This is a genomic window from Bradyrhizobium sp. Bra64, assembly GCF_024519875.1.
Classification (GTDB): Bacteria; Pseudomonadota; Alphaproteobacteria; order Rhizobiales; family Xanthobacteraceae; genus Bradyrhizobium; species Bradyrhizobium japonicum_G.
On sequence record NZ_JALJRD010000022.1, the window covers coordinates 46,583 to 63,491 of the forward strand.

The 16,909-nt window shown below is 64.9% G+C and carries 14 protein-coding genes; 6 read left to right on the forward strand and 8 right to left on the reverse strand.

All coding sequences use genetic code 11. The features are described 5' to 3' along the window. Positions 1–327: 327 nt before the first annotated feature. Entirely contained in the window at positions 328–1,803 is a 1,476-nt protein-coding gene (locus NR187_RS33345) for a YdiU family protein (RefSeq protein WP_211385474.1), read from the reverse strand. 193 nt (positions 1,804–1,996) lie between these two features. Between NR187_RS33345 and aspS the strand changes: the two genes are divergently transcribed. Next, complete coding sequence (aspS, locus tag NR187_RS33350; protein WP_211385475.1) at positions 1,997–3,772, forward strand: aspartate--tRNA ligase; 1,776 nt, start codon at positions 1,997–1,999, stop codon at positions 3,770–3,772. A 116-nt stretch (positions 3,773–3,888) separates the two neighbouring features. On the opposite strand, the gene NR187_RS33355 is transcribed toward aspS, so the two are convergent. Further along, the gene (locus NR187_RS33355; protein ID WP_211385476.1) at positions 3,889–5,862 is read right to left on the reverse strand and encodes a hypothetical protein; all 1,974 of its coding nucleotides are present in this window, start codon (positions 5,860–5,862) and stop codon (positions 3,889–3,891) included. 248 nt (positions 5,863–6,110) lie between these two features. On the opposite strand from NR187_RS33355, the gene NR187_RS33360 reads away from it, so the two are divergent. Beyond that, positions 6,111–8,420 (forward strand): NADP-dependent malic enzyme, encoded by a 2,310-nt coding sequence (locus NR187_RS33360; protein ID WP_256809261.1) that lies wholly within the window; start codon positions 6,111–6,113, stop codon positions 8,418–8,420. A 186-nt stretch (positions 8,421–8,606) separates the two neighbouring features. Continuing rightward, the gene (locus NR187_RS33365; protein ID WP_211385478.1) at positions 8,607–9,059 is read left to right on the forward strand and encodes a DoxX family membrane protein; all 453 of its coding nucleotides are present in this window, start codon (positions 8,607–8,609) and stop codon (positions 9,057–9,059) included. Positions 9,060–9,080: 21 nt separating this feature from the next. Here NR187_RS33365 and NR187_RS33370 read toward each other — a convergent pair whose 3' ends face one another. From NR187_RS33370 to NR187_RS33385, 4 genes are all read right to left on the reverse strand, one after another. Then, positions 9,081–9,641 (reverse strand): dihydrofolate reductase, encoded by a 561-nt coding sequence (locus NR187_RS33370; protein WP_211385479.1) that lies wholly within the window; start codon positions 9,639–9,641, stop codon positions 9,081–9,083. Between the two features lie 7 nt (positions 9,642–9,648). Continuing rightward, positions 9,649–10,671: a polysaccharide deacetylase family protein gene (locus NR187_RS33375; protein WP_211385480.1), complete on the reverse strand. Its 1,023-nt coding sequence runs from the start codon at positions 10,669–10,671 to the stop codon at positions 9,649–9,651. A 167-nt stretch (positions 10,672–10,838) separates the two neighbouring features. Further along, positions 10,839–11,405, reverse strand: coding sequence for a glutathione peroxidase (locus NR187_RS33380; RefSeq protein ID WP_256809264.1), 567 nt, complete (start codon positions 11,403–11,405; stop codon positions 10,839–10,841). 93 nt (positions 11,406–11,498) lie between these two features. After that, complete coding sequence (locus NR187_RS33385) at positions 11,499–13,154, reverse strand: L,D-transpeptidase (protein WP_256809268.1); 1,656 nt, start codon at positions 13,152–13,154, stop codon at positions 11,499–11,501. Positions 13,155–13,362: 208 nt separating this feature from the next. On the opposite strand from NR187_RS33385, the gene NR187_RS33390 reads away from it, so the two are divergent. From NR187_RS33390 to NR187_RS33400, 3 genes are all read left to right on the forward strand, one after another. Beyond that, a complete protein-coding gene (locus NR187_RS33390; protein ID WP_256809270.1) occupies positions 13,363–13,914 on the forward strand; it encodes a CreA family protein in 552 nt (183 codons plus the stop codon). A gap of 605 nt (positions 13,915–14,519) precedes the next feature. Next, positions 14,520–14,684, forward strand: a complete 165-nt coding sequence (locus NR187_RS33395) for a hypothetical protein (protein ID WP_211385484.1) — start codon at positions 14,520–14,522, stop codon at positions 14,682–14,684. 33 nt (positions 14,685–14,717) lie between these two features. After that, a complete protein-coding gene (locus NR187_RS33400) occupies positions 14,718–15,083 on the forward strand; it encodes a hypothetical protein (protein WP_211385485.1) in 366 nt (121 codons plus the stop codon). 3 nt (positions 15,084–15,086) lie between these two features. Here the strand turns inward: NR187_RS33400 and NR187_RS33405 are convergent, their stop codons facing one another. Further along, entirely contained in the window at positions 15,087–15,332 is a 246-nt protein-coding gene (locus NR187_RS33405; protein WP_211385486.1) for a DUF6719 family protein, read from the reverse strand. A 66-nt stretch (positions 15,333–15,398) separates the two neighbouring features. Continuing rightward, on the reverse strand, positions 15,399–16,871 hold the full coding sequence (locus tag NR187_RS33410) for a PLP-dependent aminotransferase family protein (protein WP_256809273.1): 1,473 nt from the start codon (positions 16,869–16,871) through the stop codon (positions 15,399–15,401). Between the last annotated feature and the right edge of the window lie 38 nt (positions 16,872–16,909).

A 16,909-nucleotide genomic window follows, 5' to 3' on the forward strand; every position in this document is an offset into this window, starting at 1 on the left:
GAGGATGGACGCCTCCGGCAAGACGACCCTGACAGGCGGTTAGAGCGCGTGTGTTTCAGTTTGATGACAGCGGTTCCGCGGCGCTCGGAATCCACAGGACGCGCCGGCGAGGGCGCTGGGTCGCATGCCGCACAAAAATCTTGAAAACAACCCCATGCACAGTAGCCGAGGTTGCCGGGACAATGGCTTACGCGCCTCTCGACGCACGTTGACACGTCGGGCAAAACAGGGGCATGATGCCATCATCGGAAAATCCGCAGAGCGCGCCGTGGCCGGCCCGGCGATGGGCGGCTCGATGGAAGGGCTGCCTGCGAAGCCCGGCTCGCCTTACGTTCCGCAGAACGTCTGCAGCACCCGTTCATCCGGCAGGGGCGGATCGGCGTAGGCCGCATACTCAGGCTGATCCTGGTAGGGCTTGGCCAGTACCTTCACCAGCTCCTCGAAGGGCGCATAGTCGTCATTGTTCACGGCGGCCTGGATCACGGCCTCGACGCGGTGGTTGCGCGGGATGAAGATCGGATTGATGGCGTGCATGGCGGCCTGCCGTTCGGCCGCTGTCTGCGGCTCCCAAGCCGTGCGCTCGTGCCAGCGCCTGGCCCAGTCGTCGAAGTCTGCGGGGTCCATGAACTCTGCGCGCGCGTCGTCCGCGGCCGGATCGCCTGCAGCATCGCCCAGCTTGCGGAAGGTGAGGGTGAAATCCGCCTGGTTCTTCGCCATGGTGTCGAGCAGGTCCTGGATCAGGGCCTCGTCGCCGTCGCGCTCCGTGAACAAGCCGACCTTCCTGCGCAGGCCCGCTTGATAGGCCTTGCTGAACGTCTCAGGGAATGCGCCGAGAATTTCCTGCGCCTGCTCGACCGCCTTCTCCTGCTCCTCGCCGAACAACTGCAACAGGCATTCGGCCAGCCGCGTCAGATTCCACAGTGCGATGCGCGGCTGGTTGGCATAGGCGTAGCGGCCCATCTCGTCGATCGAGGAAAACACCTGCGCGGGATTGTAGGCATCCATGAACGCGCAGGGGCCGTAGTCGATGGTTTCGCCCGAGATCGAGCTGTTGTCGGTGTTCATCACGCCATGGATGAAGCCGACCAGCAGCCATCGCGCGACGAGATCGGCCTGCCGTGCGACGACGCCGGCGAGGAGTGCGTGATAGGGCCGCTCGGTGCCTGATAGCTCCGGATAGTGGCGGGCGATGACGTGATCGGCGAGCCGGCGGACCGCCTCGGTGTCGCGGCGGGCGGCAAAGAACTGAAAGGTACCAACGCGGATGTGGCTGGAGGCGACGCGGGTCAGCACGGCGCCGGGCAGCGCGGTCTCGCGGATGACGTGCTCGCCGGTGACCACCGCGGCGAGCGAACGCGTCGTCGGGATGCCGAGCGCGAACATCGCCTCGCTGACGATGTATTCGCGCAGCACCGGCCCGAGCGCGGCGCGGCCGTCGCCGCGGCGGGAGAACGGGGTGGGGCCCGAGCCCTTGAGCTGGATGTCGCGGCGGACGCCGTCCTTGTCGATGACTTCGCCGAGCAGGATCGCCCGTCCGTCGCCAAGCTGGGGCACGAAATTTCCGAACTGATGGCCGGCATAGGCCATCGCGATGGGATCGGCGCCGGCGGGAACCGTTTTGCCGGCCAGGATTTCGGCGCCCTCCGGGGTCTCCAGGACATCGGGATCGAGGCCGAGCTGGACCGCCAGCGGCCGGTTCAGCTTGATCAGCCGGGGGGCCGCGACCGGGGTCGGCGCGACGCGGGCGAAGAAGCTGTCCGGCAGCGCCGAGTAGGAGTTCTGGAAGGGGAAATGGACTGTCATGGGCTCAAGATAGGCAGGGAACGCCGATCGGCAAAGGCTCTGGCCTTGGCTGGCCAAAAATGGGCGGTTCGGCCCCAAAACAGCGCGTTCCCTCGGTTGCCGCCCCGGGTCTCGTCGGGTAAACCCTGCCGCAACTCTGGACCGGCCGTTTCGGCCGTCCGATTCGATCCTCAGACATCATTTTGGGACGACCATGCATCGCTACCGGTCACATACATGCGGCGCGCTCCGCGAGGGCAACATCGGCGAGACGGTCCGCCTTTCAGGCTGGGTCCATCGCGTTCGCGACCATGGCGGCGTGCTGTTCATCGACCTGCGCGACCATTACGGCCTGACCCAGTGCGTAGTCGATCCGGACTCGCCGGCGTTCTCGCAGGCCGAAAAGCTGCGCTCGGAATTCGTGGTGCGGATGGACGGCAAGGCCCGCCGCCGCCCCGAGGGCACCGACAATGACGATTTGCCGACCGGCAAGATCGAGATCTATGTCACTGAGATCGAGGTGCTGGGACCGGCCGGCGACCTGCCGCTGCCGGTGTTCGGCGACCAGGAATATCCCGAGGACATCCGCCTCAAGTATCGCTTCCTGGACCTGCGCCGCGAGAAGCTGCACCAGAACATCATGACCCGCATCGACATCATCAAGTCGATGCGCCGGCGCATGGAGGGGCAGGGCTTTTTCGAGTTCAATACCCCGATCCTGACCGCGTCCTCGCCGGAAGGCGCGCGCGACTTCCTGGTGCCCTCGCGCATCCATCCGGGAAAATTCTACGCGCTGCCGCAGGCGCCGCAGCAGTACAAGCAGCTCTTGATGATGTCGGGTTTCGACCGCTATTTCCAGATCGCGCCCTGTTTCCGCGACGAGGACCCGCGCGCCGACCGTCTGCCGGGCGAGTTCTATCAGCTCGACGTCGAGATGAGCTTCGTCACGCAGGAAGACGTGTTCGCGGCGATGGAGCCCGTCATCACCGGCGTGTTCGAGGAGTTCGCCAAGGGCAAGCCGGTGAGCAAGAACTGGCGCCGCATCCCGTTCGCCGAAGCGCTGCGCAAATACGGCAGCGACAAGCCGGACCTGCGCAACCCGATCGAGATGCAGGACGTCTCCGAGCATTTCCGCGGCTCCGGCTTCAAGGTGTTCGCGCGCATGCTCGAAGACCCCAAGAACCAGGTCTGGGCGATTCCGGCACCGGGCGGCGGCAGCCGCGCCTTCTGCGACCGCATGAATTCGTGGGCGCAAGGCGAGGGCCAGCCCGGCCTCGGCTACATCATGTGGCGCGAGGGCGGAGAGGGCGCAGGTCCGCTCGCGAACAACATTGGTCCCGAGCGCACCGCTGCGATCCGCGCGCAGATTGGTGTCAAGGAAGGCGATGCCGCCTTCTTCGTCGCCGGGGATCCCGACAAGTTCTGGAAGTTCTCGGGCCTTGCCCGCAACAAGGTCGGCGAGGAATTGAACCTCACCGACAAGGAGCGCTTCGAGCTCGCCTGGATCGTCGACTTCCCGATGTACGAGTACAACGAGGACGACAAGAAGGTCGACTTCTCGCACAACCCGTTCTCGATGCCGCAGGGCGGCCTCGATGCGCTCAAGGGCCAGGACCCGCTGACCATCAAGGCGTTCCAGTACGACATCACCTGCAACGGCTACGAGATCGCCTCGGGCGGCATCCGTAACCACGTGCCGGAAGCGATGGTGAAGGCGTTCGAGATCGCAGGCTACGGCGAGCAGGAAGTCGTCGATCGCTTCGGCGGCATGTACCGCGCCTTCCAGTATGGCGCTCCGCCGCATGGCGGCATGGCCGCCGGCGTCGACCGCATCGTGATGCTGCTCTGCGGCACCAACAATCTGCGCGAGATCTCGCTGTTCCCGATGAATCAACAAGCCATGGATTTGCTGATGGGGGCGCCGTCGGAACCCAGCACCAAGCAGCTTCGCGAGCTGCATGTGAAGGTGAACCTGCCGCAGAAGGGCTAATTCCGGCTGAGGGGGACTCTCCGCGAGTCCAACTCTCATCGTGATTGTGGAAGCAGCCTCTCACCCCAACCCTCCCCCCGCAAGAACGGGGCGAGGGAGCGCTCCGCCGTTCTGGCTTACAGCCCCGTCGACGCGTCGATCCGGAATTGCGCCAGCGCGCTTTCCGGGTCGGCCTGGATGAGCTGCATCAATTGCATCAACGGCACCTTGGCGCGGGGCGTGACCTTGATGACGAGCGTCTGGCCCGGCGTCTCGACAAAGCTTGCGATCGCATCCACGGCCGTGCCCGCATCCGGATTAGCGGCGGCGACGTCCGCGCGGTACCCCCTGACGCGGTCGACGAGCGCCTGGCGCGCGGCGTCGCGGCTGACGTTTCGCCCTCGCGCATTCTGCGTCACGGCGGAATCGACGAAACCGTTGTCCCGCACTGAGAATTCGAGCGAGCCGGCTTCAATCCGGGCCGCCTGACCGATAAGCTGGGCAGGATCGGCCGAAAACACGTCGCGTGGCACGTTGCTGAGCGCGATACGCAATTGCGCTTTTGCGATCCCTGCGATGTCGAGGGTTGCCGGCGTCAGAACGAAGCTGTTGGACGACTCTGTCCACGCCGCGCCGAGATCGAGGTCGATCGCGAACTTGTCGATCCCGCTGAGGATCAATGTGAGCTGCTTCGGGTCGGATGGATCGGTGGGCGCGACAAATTTGGCAACCACATGCGCCTTGCTCGGGATCGACCCGACCAGCTGCCCCCAGTCCAGGCTCAGCGTGTCAATCGTGACCAGCTTTTTGGTGTTCTTGTAAGGCGCCACCACTCCCCGGATCTCGGCGCCTTCGAGCACCCGGAACAGGCCCAGCATCTGGTCCGGCGAGGGCCGCTGGCCGGGATCGGTGAAGCCTGCCGTCCAACGCAGCAAGTTTGGTACGCTGAAGGCCTTGAGCGTGAAGCGCTCCATCTTGATCTGGCCTTGCGGCGTGGGCGCATCGAGGCCTTCGAGGGCGAATTCGCCCTCTCGGTATCTGATCGCCTTCAGCGTCGGCGTCCCCTGCGGGGTCGTCATCGACAGATTGCCGATATCGACCCTGCCGACGCGAACGCCCTCATAGAGTCCCGCGAGCTTCTCCATCATCTCGCGCGATTGCGCTGGCGTCGGACGTGACGAGCCGTCGCTGGCCGGCGACAAGGCGAGGACCTCGGCCAACCGGAATTTCGACGGCTGGATAGCAATATCGTCGATGGCGATCCCATCGATCTGCATACGCATGCCCAGCGTCGACGTCGCCACATATGGTCCGGTCGAGATTTGCCCGTAGGCCCGGTGATAGCTGCTGTCATCCGCCTTCTGCGGATCGAGTGCGGCAGTGATCGCGGTCACGTCGATATCGTTGACCGCGATGGTGGAGATTTCGCCGGTCACCTTGTCCGCCTTGCCCGATCCCTGCACGTTGATCGTGAAGTTGACCCGGTCCGCCGTCATGGCGTCGATCTTGCCGCGCTTCAGATTCCGGATCGTCAGCCCGGAATAGGAGATGTCGCCGCTGCCGGCGGCACCGCCGCCTCCATCGAACGTGAAAGCCAGGGTCGGGGCCGTCACCGAAGATGCCGTCACACTCGCATATTGTTCGAGTGCATAGCGGTACATGTCGATCTGTGTACCGCCCGCCGGCGCGTTCATCGCGCGGAGGGGGCCGGCATAGTCCCGCATGGTCAGCTGCTGAATCTTGTACGAGCCTTTCAGCTTCGCCGGGCCGATTTCGCCCAGCGCGAGTTCGAGCCCCGCGATGTCGATGCTATCGGCCGAAAAGCGCGTCTCGTCGAGGAGGCGGACGCCCGTGCCCTTGATGCCGGCGATCTTGATCTGCGCCTGCGACGCGCTGCCGGGCGTGATCGCGATGTCCTCGACCGTCAGCGTCCGGCTCATCAGATCGAACCCGATCTTGCCATGGCTTGCCTTGCCGCCACTCGCACGAACCTGGTCGAACGCTGCCTCGACCTCGGCGGTGGCGCGGTGCTGGATGTAGAGATTGAAGCCGAACCACCCACCTGCGGCGAGTACGACGAGTGCGCTCAGGCCGATCAGGATTCGCTTCATTCCCAGCTCCAGTTGCTCGTTTTGCACTGCGCAACCTGCCATATTCGCGAAATGCCATGCGGTCCAGGGAAAGCTAACGCTATCAGATATTTGACCGCGCGCCCTGTTGATGGGGGCGTAATCGGATGTTGCCACCGGGGCGCCGGGCGTGCTTCATCCCGTTTCCACGGCCCGGAAATATCGCCGTCCACTAGGACGGTCGCTCCGGATTGTGCATTTTGAGGCCGGTAACGCGAGGCAGAGACCGCATGTCGTCCTATTCTGATGATCTCCACCAGGCGGCGCTGGCCTATCATCGGCTGCCGCGCCCCGGAAAGCTCGAGATCCAGGCAAGCAAGCCGCTTGCCAATCAACGCGATCTCGCGCTGGCCTATTCGCCGGGCGTTGCCGCCGCCTGCACCGAGATCGCCAAGAACCCGGCCGAGGCCGCCACGCTCACCACCCGCGCCAACCTGGTCGCGGTGGTCTCCAACGGCACTGCGGTACTCGGCCTCGGCAATATCGGCCCGCTGGCCTCCAAGCCGGTGATGGAGGGCAAGGCGGTCCTGTTCAAGAAATTCGCGGGCATCGATGTGTTCGACATCGAGATCGCAGCCGACACGATCGAACGTGTGGTCGAGACCGTGGCTGCGCTGGAGCCAACCTTCGGCGGCATCAATCTCGAGGACATCCGCGGACCCGAATGTTTCGAGATCGAGGCGCAGCTCAAGGAGCGCATGAAGATCCCGGTCTTCCATGACGACCAGCACGGCACCGCCATCATCGTCGCCGCCGCCGTCACCAACGCCCTGCGGCTCAACGGCAAGAAGCTATCCGACGTGAAGATCGTGGCATCGGGGGCAGGGGCCGCGGCGATCGCGACGCTGAACCTGCTGGTGTCGATGGGCGCGCAACGCAAGAACATCTGGGTCTGCGACATCGACGGCCTCGTGCACGAGGGCCGCAACACCACGATGGATCGCTGGAAGGCGGTCTACGCGCAGAAGACCGACAAGCGTACGCTCGCCGACGTCATCGGCGGCGCCGACATCTTCATCGGCCTCTCGGCGCCGGGCGTGCTCAAGCCGGAGATGGCCAAGGCGATGGGCGAAAAGCCCCTCATCATGGCGCTCGCCAACCCGACCCCGGAGATCATGCCGGAGGAGGCGCGCAAGGCCCGCCCCGACGCCATGATCTGCACCGGGCGCTCCGACTATCCGAACCAGGTCAACAACGTTCTCTGCTTTCCCTTCATCTTCCGCGGCGCGCTCGATGTCGGCGCCACCGCGATCAACGAGGAGATGAAGCATGCCGCGGTCGAGGCCATCGCGCAGCTCGCGCGCGAGGCGCCGTCGGATGCGGTAGCGCAGGGCTTTGACACCGGCGAGACGCAAGGCTTCGGTCCGGGCTCGCTGATCCCGAGCCCCTTTGATCCACGGTTGATCCTGCGCATCTCGCCGGCCGTGGCCAAGGCCGCGATGGAATCGGGCGTCGCGACGCGCCCCATCACCAATTTTGACGAGTACACCGCGCTGCTCGAGCGCTTCGCCTTCCGCTCCGGCCTCGTCATGAAGCCGATGTTCGCCAAGGCCAAGACTCAGCCGGTGCGCGTGATCTACGCCGAAGGCGAGGACGAGCGCGTGCTGCGCGCCACGCAGGTGGTGCTGGAGGAGAAGCTGGCGACGCCGATCCTGGTCGGCCGTCCGTCGGTGGTGGAGGCGCGCATCCAGCGCTTCGGTCTGTCGATCAAGGCCGGCAAGGATTTCGACCTCGTCAATCCCGAGGACGATCCGCGCTATCGATCCTATGTGCAGTCGTATGTCGAGGTCGCCGGCCGCCGCGGCGTGACGCCGGATGCGGCGCGCACGGTAGTGCGCACCAACAATACGGTCATCGCCGCGCTCGCGGTGACGCGCGGGGAGGCGGATGCGATGCTCTGCGGCGTCGAGGGGCGCTACATGAGCCATCTGCGTCATGTCCGCGAGATCGTCGGCTTCTCGGCAGGGATCAGCGATTATGCGGCGCTGGCGCTGCTGATCACCAGCAAGGGCGCCTTCTTCATCGCCGACACCCAGGTGCGACCCAATCCGAGTGCCGAAGAGCTTGCCGAGATCGCCTCGCTCGCGGCGGTTCATGTCCAGCGTTTCAACATCAAGCCGAAGATCGCCTTCGTCTCGCATTCGGATTTCGGCAGCTACGACACCGAGTCCTCGCGCAAGATGCGGCGGGCAACCCAGCTCCTGAAGGAGAAGCATCCGGAGATCGAGGCCGACGGCGAGATGCAGGGCGACACCGCACTTTCGGCTGCTGCGCGGAAAATGGTGCTGCCGCACTCCAAGCTCGAGGGCGAGGCCAACATCATGATCATGCCGACCCTCGATACCGCCAACGTCGCCTATCAGATGATCAAGTCGCTCGCGGATGCGCTGCCCGTCGGCCCGATCCTGATCGGCCCGGCGCGCCCCGCGCACATCCTCACCCCCTCGGTGACGGCGCGCGGCATCCTCAATATGACGGCAGTTGCGGTGGTCGAAGCGCAGGAGCGCGCGGCGCGGCAGCAGCCGACGTTGTTTACGTAGAGGCGTCGGGGCGTTACCTCTCCCCGCAGGCGGGGCGAGGGGGCGCACCTTCGGCGCGTCGGCGGTTCAATCTTTTCAAATCGATTTCGCGATTTCCGCGTTTGTAAACCGGCGAATGACTCATCATAATCGCCTGGTGCTTTCGCCAAATTCCGGTTTCAGAAAGCCTGAGCCAAGAGGCCGATCATGCCAGCGTTCGTGACTTTCGGGCGAATACTGTTCGCCGTGCTGTTCATCTACTCGGGCGCGACCAAGCTCATTGCCATCCAGGCGACGGCCGATTTCATCGCCACCAAGGTCGTGGTGCCCGACATGGTCGCGCCCTATGCCAAGCAGCTCGAGACCGCGACGGCGATGTCCACACCGCAGTTGCTGGCGATCGCGGTCGGGGCGCTCGAGGTCATTGCCGGCCTGATGATCGCGCTGAATTTCGGCGCGCGCTTCTTCGCCATGCTGCTGATCATCTATGTCGCGGTCGCAACCGTGTTGTTTTACGACTTCTGGAACATGGCGGCGCCCGACAACGCCAAGATGCTGGTCGACGCGCTCAAGAACCTGTCGATCATCGGTGCGCTCTGCATGATCATCGGCTATGGCCGCACCACCCGCCCGGCCGAGGCGGCGTACGGGGACGTATGAGGTTCCGCGAGTTGGGTGGCGCTATCGCGCCGCCGCCCGACGCCACGGCGTGACGGTGACGTCATGCGCCGCGTCGAGCATGTAAGGCGTGCCCGGCCTCATCCCGTGGGAAGCCAGCACCTCGTGCGGCGTCCGCTCCGGGACACCGACAAAGCAGCCTTCGCCGCCGGGCAGGCGCAAATGCGGGGCTTCAGATAGCCAGAACGTGTCGTAGCGGTCCATGAACATGTCGAACACGACGGGGCCGCCGATGATCGCAACGGTGCCCGAGGCGACGTCGGCGAAGGCGCAGGCGTCCTCGAAGCTCGAATGGTCCGGATTCCACAGCGTCGCGTTCGGCATCTCCGGGTCGACAGTGAGGGTCTTGATCCTGCGGGTCGTGATCAGCCGCTTGCGCTTCGGCGAGTTCGGCTGCTGCTCGTGCGAATGCCGGCCGTGCACGATCAGCGCTGCACGGTCGAGCGCCTGTTCGAAGAACAGCTTGTCGCCTTCGAACTTCAGACTGTCGGGCATGACATGCGCAGCATCCGCGAGCATGCCGTCCGCGGAGACGATGACGTAGCCTTCGAAACGGAAAGACAATGGCCTTTTATTCCGAGACCGTCGTCACGACGCTGTTGACCGGCCGGGTGCTCACCGTCGGCAGCTTGACGTCCTTGAGCAGCTCCTGGTCGTATTCGGGCAGCGTCGAGGCCGGGAACTTGGCGCGCATCGCCACCACCTTGTAGCCGCCAGCCTTCAGGCGCTTGAGCAACTCGGGCAGGGCCTCGGCGGTGTGCTTCTGGAAGTCGTGCATCAGGATGATGCCCTTGCCCTTGCTGTCGAGCTTCTTCATCACGGTCTCGATCACCTTCTCGGGCTTGGACGCCTTGAAGTCGAAGGAGTCGATGTCGCAGGAGAAGATCGCGGTGTTGCGGTTGCCGAGATAGGTGACCATCTCCGGCGGATGCTGGAGCGCCGGGAAGCGGAAGAACGGCGACGGCGAAATGCCGCCGAGCGCCCACTTCACCGCGGACAGGCCCTTCTCGATCTCTTCCTTGCGCTGCGCTTCGGTGAGCTTCTTGTTGTTGAGATTGGCGTGCGACCAGGTGTGGGTGCCGACCGTGTGGCCGGCGGCATAGACCTGCTTCAGGATCTCCGGCTCGTAGGTGGCGTGCTTGCCGATCGAGAAGAAGATGCCGGTGGTGCATTCGTCGGCGAGTGCCTTCAGGACCGCGGGCGTGTTCTTGGGCCAGGGACCGTCGTCGAAGGTCAGCACCACCTCCTTGTCGCGCAGGAAGTCGAGCTCCTTGAAATGCTCGAAGCCGAAGCCGGGACCGCCCGTGGTGTCGATCTCGACGGTGCGGGCGACGCCGAGCGCGCCCGGTGTGTTGCAGGCGGCGCGGGCGGGCTGCGGCGCCTGTTGCGGCGGCGGCGGATTGACGAAGCCCGCGGGCTGAGCGACGGCTGGAGTGGCTGCCGGAGCCGCAGCGGGCACTGCCGCGGCCGGCGTTGCCGCCGGCGCGGCTTGCGTCGCGGCTGCGGGCTTTGCGGCGGCGGTCTGCGACCATGCCGCGCCCGTCATGCCTAAAGACATCGCGCTTGCCAAAATCAGTCCTGCCGCCACACGCATGGTGTTGTCCTCGAGATTGATCCCGTTGTTCCGCCGTGGCTTTTCGCCTCCGGCAAAACCATCCTGCCCCAAACGATCCTAGCCTAGATGGTGGGCCCTCGCCATTGCAACGGCTGTTTGGCGCGCCGTCACAATTGTGCCCAACCGGATGGGGCGTTTGCGTCAAGTCAAGTCTCAGCCAGTGCCTTGGCGATGGCCGTCTTGATTCGCGTATCGGCCGGTTCGACCGCGGACGAAAATACCGCGGCGATGTAGCCGTCCCGGCCTATGAGATATTTGTGGAAGTTCCATTTCGGGACCTCCCTCGGCCGGGCCTCTGCTGCCCATTTGTAGAACGGATGCGCTTTCGCCCCAACCACGACAGCCTTGGCCGCAATCGGGAAGGTCACGCCATATTGGTGATGGGCGGTCTCCGAGATCTCACTGGTGCCGCCGGGCTCCTGTCCGCCGAAATCATTTGAGGGGACGCCGATCACGGCGAGCCCGCGCTCGCGAAACTCGGTCCAGAGGTCTTGCAGGCCGGCATATTGCGGCGTGTAACCGCAGAGCGAGGCGGTGTTGACTACCAGCAGCGGTCGGCCGGTGAACGCCGCAAGGCGGATATCTTCGCCTGACAAGGCCGGGAAAGTGAAGGCGAAGGCCGAGATCCGGCTCATGCCGCTATCGGCTCGCGCACGTGCAACAGACGAGGTTGTCGCGACAAGCGCGGCGAGCATGGTCCTGCGGTTCAGCATGACGACGTCCCCCGACGTGATCCTGGGCCTGACATTACTCCACCGGCACGAGGCGCCTGCTCAATACCGCGTTATCTGACGCGCCGAAGCACGCTAGTACAGGCGGACGATGAAGTCGGTGCCTTCTCCGGTCTCGCCCTGATTGATGCCCTGGTCGGAGACGATGATCGAGCCGCCCGAGGTCAGCATCTCGTTGATCTTCGTCATCGTATCGGCGGGGATCGAGATGCGGCTGAGAGCCTCGGCCGGGCTGTCGGGCGTGATCACGGGCTTCGCGGCGACCGGGATCACGGCCGCGCCGCGCTGACGGCGCGCCAGGCGGCTGTCGTCCTCGCGCGCGGCGGAACGGGCGGACACCGGCAAGGACACCACCGACCAATGCAGCGAATTGGAGTCGGTCTTGTCGACCTCGGCAGTGAAGACATGCGTGCCGAGCGGCCGGTCGCTCGCGGCGATCGTGATGGGCACCTCGAACAGCGGTGCAAAATTCTGCCGCACGTAGAGCTTGGAATCCTTGCGGCTGATGAAGACTGCGATCTGGCCGGCGCGCCGGGGCGCTTCCAGCTTCGCCGATGGAGCGGGATCGGCGATGCGGGTCTGGTCCCTTTTCGCGTCCGGCGAAGCGGCCTGCTCGGGCGTCGTCTCAGATTTGGCCGTTTCGGACTTCAAGGCTGCCGTCTTCGGGACTTCAGCCTGCTCACGCTTGGCTGCGTCCTTTTCAGCGGACTTGTCATCGGCGGTCGTCGCCTTGGGCGCTTCGGCAGCCTCAAAGGGCTTCGCTTCGCTGTTCGCGGTGTCGGCCGGCCTTGTGGCCTCTGCGGGTTGAGGCTTCGCCGCCTCAGCGGTTTCGATCTTGGTCTCGGCCTTGTCTTCGGTCTTGTCTTCAGTCTTGGCCGCCGCGTCGCGGGCCGGCGCGTTGCCGGTCGTCGCATCCGACATCACGGCGTGGCCGACCGTCGACCGCAGTTCGAGCACGGCGTCTGCGCTGGCCGTCTTTGTCTCGACCGGCTTCGCTTCGGTGACCTTGGGATCGACCGCGCCCTTGTCTGCCTTGTCGCCGACCGTCGTCGGCGGCACGACGCTGGCGGCGGGTTGCGGCGGCACGCGCACGGAGGCGAGCAGCGGATGCGAGAAGTTCTGCGGCGACATCTGGCCGGGCGAGACGATCACGCGCGCACCCATCCTGGTCCAGTTCCACATCTTCACCGCGAACGCCGTCGGCATGCGGATGCAGCCATGCGAAGCCGGATAGCCGGGCAGGACGCCGGCATGCATGGCGACACCTGACCAGGTGATCCGCTGCATGTACGGCATCGGCGCGCCGCTATAGATGTTGGAATGATGGAATTTGTGTTTCTGGATGACGCTGAACACGCCCATCGGCGTCGAATGGCCCTTCATGCCTGTCGACACCGGTGATTCCGCGAATACGCCGTTGGTGTCGTAGACGGTGACCTTCTGCCGGTCGATCGAGACGACGATGACGAGAGGACCTTGCGGCTTCGTGCCGGCTTCCTTCTCGGCGAAGCTTTCTTTCTTGCCCACCGCACCGCGCTTGTGCGGCTTTTGGCGCGGGACTTCGAGGTGGCGCTCCTGGCGCCCGTAGGATCCGTCGGAATAATCCGTCCAGTAATAGAATGCTGCGTCCGCCTGGCTTGCCGTACCGATTGCACCTGCGGCCGTCAAAATGGCCACCTGCCACAGCCGCGTCGGCTTGGCAGAAACACCGGACACGCACACGCTATTCATCCTCGAATCCATAATCCAAATCAGACGTTAGTCTCTCAGAGGGGATACGCGTTCACCAGCACGGCAGTTCTGCCATCAGCTACATTTGTCCAAACCGTAGCAAAAAAGCCTCACGGAGCGGTAAACGGCGGCTGTATCGGCCCGCGGGTCACCTTCCTGACAGGCCGCCCGATGCCTACATTGTTGGGACTTGTTACTGGAGAACTTCATGTCATCTCGTTTCCCCGGTCTTCCCAGCATCCGCTTGAAAGGCCTCGCTTTATTCCTCCTGGCTCTGGTCGTGCCGGCGGCGTCCGTATCCGCAGCCGACGAGCCGGATCTGATTTTCCGCCGCTCGACCGTGTTCAAATGGATGAGCCCGAACGACAAGCTCGCGACCTACGGTCTCGACGACCCCGAGGTCGAGGGCGTCGCCTGTCATTTCACGGTGCCGGAGAAGGGCGGCTTCAAGGGCTGGCTCGGCCTTGCCGAGGAGGTCTCGGACATCTCGCTCGCCTGCCGCCAGATCGGCCCGATCAAGTTCAAGGCCAGCAAGATGGAGCAGGGCGACGACATGTTCCGCCAGCGCCGCTCGCTTTTCTTCAAGAAGATGCAGATCGTTCGCGGCTGTGATGCCAAGCGCAACGTGCTGGTCTACATGGTCTATTCGGACAGGCTGATCGAGGGGTCGCCGAAGAACTCGACCTCGACCGTGCCGATCATGCCGTGGGGACCGACGGACGCAAACGTCCAGAAATGCGGCGAGTTCTTCACCCAGTGACGGGTTCGCGGCTGGCCCGCGGTTTTGCAAGATGCGAGCCGGTCAGCCGCACGAACATCTGCGGCGCGGCTTCGAAGCCGCGCCTCGATTGCTGCGCCATTGCGCCAGGCGACGTGGTGCTGCTGCGGCCAGGGCGTTGGTCCCCGCGGTCCGTCCGTTGGTCAGCATCGCGCGCCGTTGCGCGATCTTGCGCCATCATGATGGCCATTCCTCAAATGAACGCGCCCGGTGATCCCGGGCGTCTGGGTCTCGATGGCTTGGGTCGCAGCCGAAGCTTCCCCGGTTCGACAGGCCCAGCCCTCGTTTGGCTTCTCTTCAGCAGAAAAACGTAAAACGCATGTGAAGCGTGTGAGGCGGAAGCATGACGGCGGCCTGCGTCCGAGCTCGCAGGGGGACTTATCAGACCACTTCGGGCAGCGGCACGACCGTCTGAAAAGATTGGGATTTTCCGCCGAATGTTTCGTCGCTTTGAACGGGACGAAACAATTCTCACGAACATGAAACCATTTTCCGCTTTTGGCGCATCACGCGCGAAACCGCCCATGGTTATCAACCTTGCAACGAGACGGCGGAACCCGCCGGCCACGGAACCTGGAGACAAGTCCATGCGCGCGCTCAGCTTCATCCTTGCTTTCGGTTTCGTGCTCGCGGGCTCCTCGTTCGCGGGCGCGCCGGACGGCAGCCTTCCCGGTATCGGCACCTTCCAGTACAGCGGCTCGCCGGTCACGGTCACGGCGCCGCAGCCGATCGTGGTCGCCGCGCGCTTCTGATCGCCAACAAGAAATCAGCCGATAAAGGCCATCATGATTGTTCGTCTCTGCGCTGCGGCGTTCGTCTCACTTCTGACCATCGCTGCCGCTCAAGCGCAGGTGCGCGCGCCCTCCAGACTGCCGGATCCGCGTAGCGAATTCGTGCGTCAGTGCGCGCCGCGCATGCTCGGGCGCTGGGAGCATCCGGAGGAGGTCTGCGGCTGTCTGCACGACCATGCCGCCGCAGTCGTCGAGGATCGTGATTTGCGCGAGGCCCTGCTGCGCGGCATCAGCGAGACCGGCGTGCCAACCATCGAGACCGATTGGGTGCCGACGTCGAAGCAGGGTGAGATCGGCCCGACCTTTACCAAGATCGCCAAACCGACCCTTCAGTGCATGTTCGATCCGGCCAAATCGTAGCCGTCACCTCAATTTCGGACCGTAGCGCGGCACGCAGGAGCTGGTCCGCGCCACGCCCTTGTCGGTCATCCTGGCGCCGCGCACCTCCTTGACCTGCCCGGCGGGGCAGGTTCCGTCATCCACCTGCACGCGTTGGCCGAGCTTGAGATCGACGATGTCCTGCTCGCGTCCGACCGTGCCTGCGCGCGCCGCCGCGGCAAGCGTGATGGAGATCAGGAGCGAGAGGAAGATCGCACGGTGCAGCAGCATGATGTGAGGTCCCGGCACAATCCCGCAATGTAGGGAGCGGCAGCCGATTCTCATAGTGAACGTTGGTCAGGCCCGCCGGGCCGATTTGCGCCGCACACCCAGGGCCGCGCGCGATTCCCGCGCGAGCCGCTCGGCGGATGCCACCAGCTTCGGAACCGCGTGGCCGGAAAATCCCAGCACGAAACCGGGCAGGGCGCGCGCGCGCGTGTAGGTGTCGGCCAGCAGCCAGCCTTCCGCGCCGGCCGCCTGTTTTGCATGCGCTGCCACCGCCGGATCGACCGAAGGATCGAACCGGGCAACGAGGTGCAGACCCTGCGACGGGACCGGCACCGACAGCACGCCGTCGGAGCCGGCTTCCAGTGTCTCGGCCAGCGCATCGCGCGCCTCGCGATAGAGCTTTCGTACCCGTTTCAGGTTCGCGGCGAACGCGCCGGAATTGAGCATGTCGGCCACCGCGCCTTCCATCAGCGTGCCTGGAAAGCGGTCGAGGGCTGCGCGCGCCGCGGTGACGTCCGCGATCAGACGCTCGGGCAGGGCGCAATAGCCGATGCGCAGGCCCGGAAACAACGTCTTGGCGAACGTGCCCATGTAGATCACGCGCTGGAGGTGATCGATGCCGGCAAGCGACATCAGCGGCGCGCCGTCATAGCGGAACTCACTGTCGTAGTCGTCTTCCAGCACGAAGGCGCCGGCCTGCCTCGCCCAGTCCAGCAGCTCGAGCCGCCGCGGCATCGACATCTGCACGCCCAGCGGAAACTGGTGCGACGGCGTCACATAGGCCGCGCGCGCGTTGGGCGCCGCAGCGCGGCCTTTGGCGATGCGCATGCCGTGTTCGTCGACGGGAACGGGCGCAGCGCGATAGCCGCAATGCGCGATGGTCTTGCGCGCCGCGGGGTAGCCCGGGTCTTCGCACCAGACCTGGTCGCCCGGCTTCAGGATCGCGCTCAGCACGATGCGAAGCGCGTGCAGCGTGCCCGACGTCAGCATGATCTGGTCGGGATCGCAGCGCAGGCCCCGCGCGGAGAGCAGATGATCGGCGATCGCCGCGCGCAGTTCGCGGCTGCCGCGCGGGTCGCCATAGTGCAGATGCTCGGACCCGAAGGCGCGCATGCGCCGGCCGACGAAGGCGCGGAAGCGCTGCACCGCCCGCTCATCGATATGGGTACAGCCCAGGGAGAACGCGCCTTGTCCGGGCGTTTCGACCACCGCCTTCGGTTTCTTCGGCTCCGCCGCGCGCGCCGGGATGCGCGCGGCGACGAACGTTCCGGAACCCACAATTGCGTCGGCAAAGCCATCGGCGATCAGGCGCTCATAGGCGGTGACGACGGCGTTGCGCCGAAAGCCGGTCTGTTTCGCCAGCGTGCGCGACGGTGGCAGCGGCTCGCGGGGTTTCACCAGGCCGGAAACGATCATCTCGCAGAGTGCCTGGTAAAGCCGGTGCGCCGACGAGGCGCCCGCCGTGATGTGCGGACCGGTGAGGTTGAGCGGCAGTTCGGCCTTGGCTGGCGAGGCGGCGAAATTGGTCGGAATTTTTTGCATGGAATTGGTACTATCACAGACCAAATCGGCCGCTACAA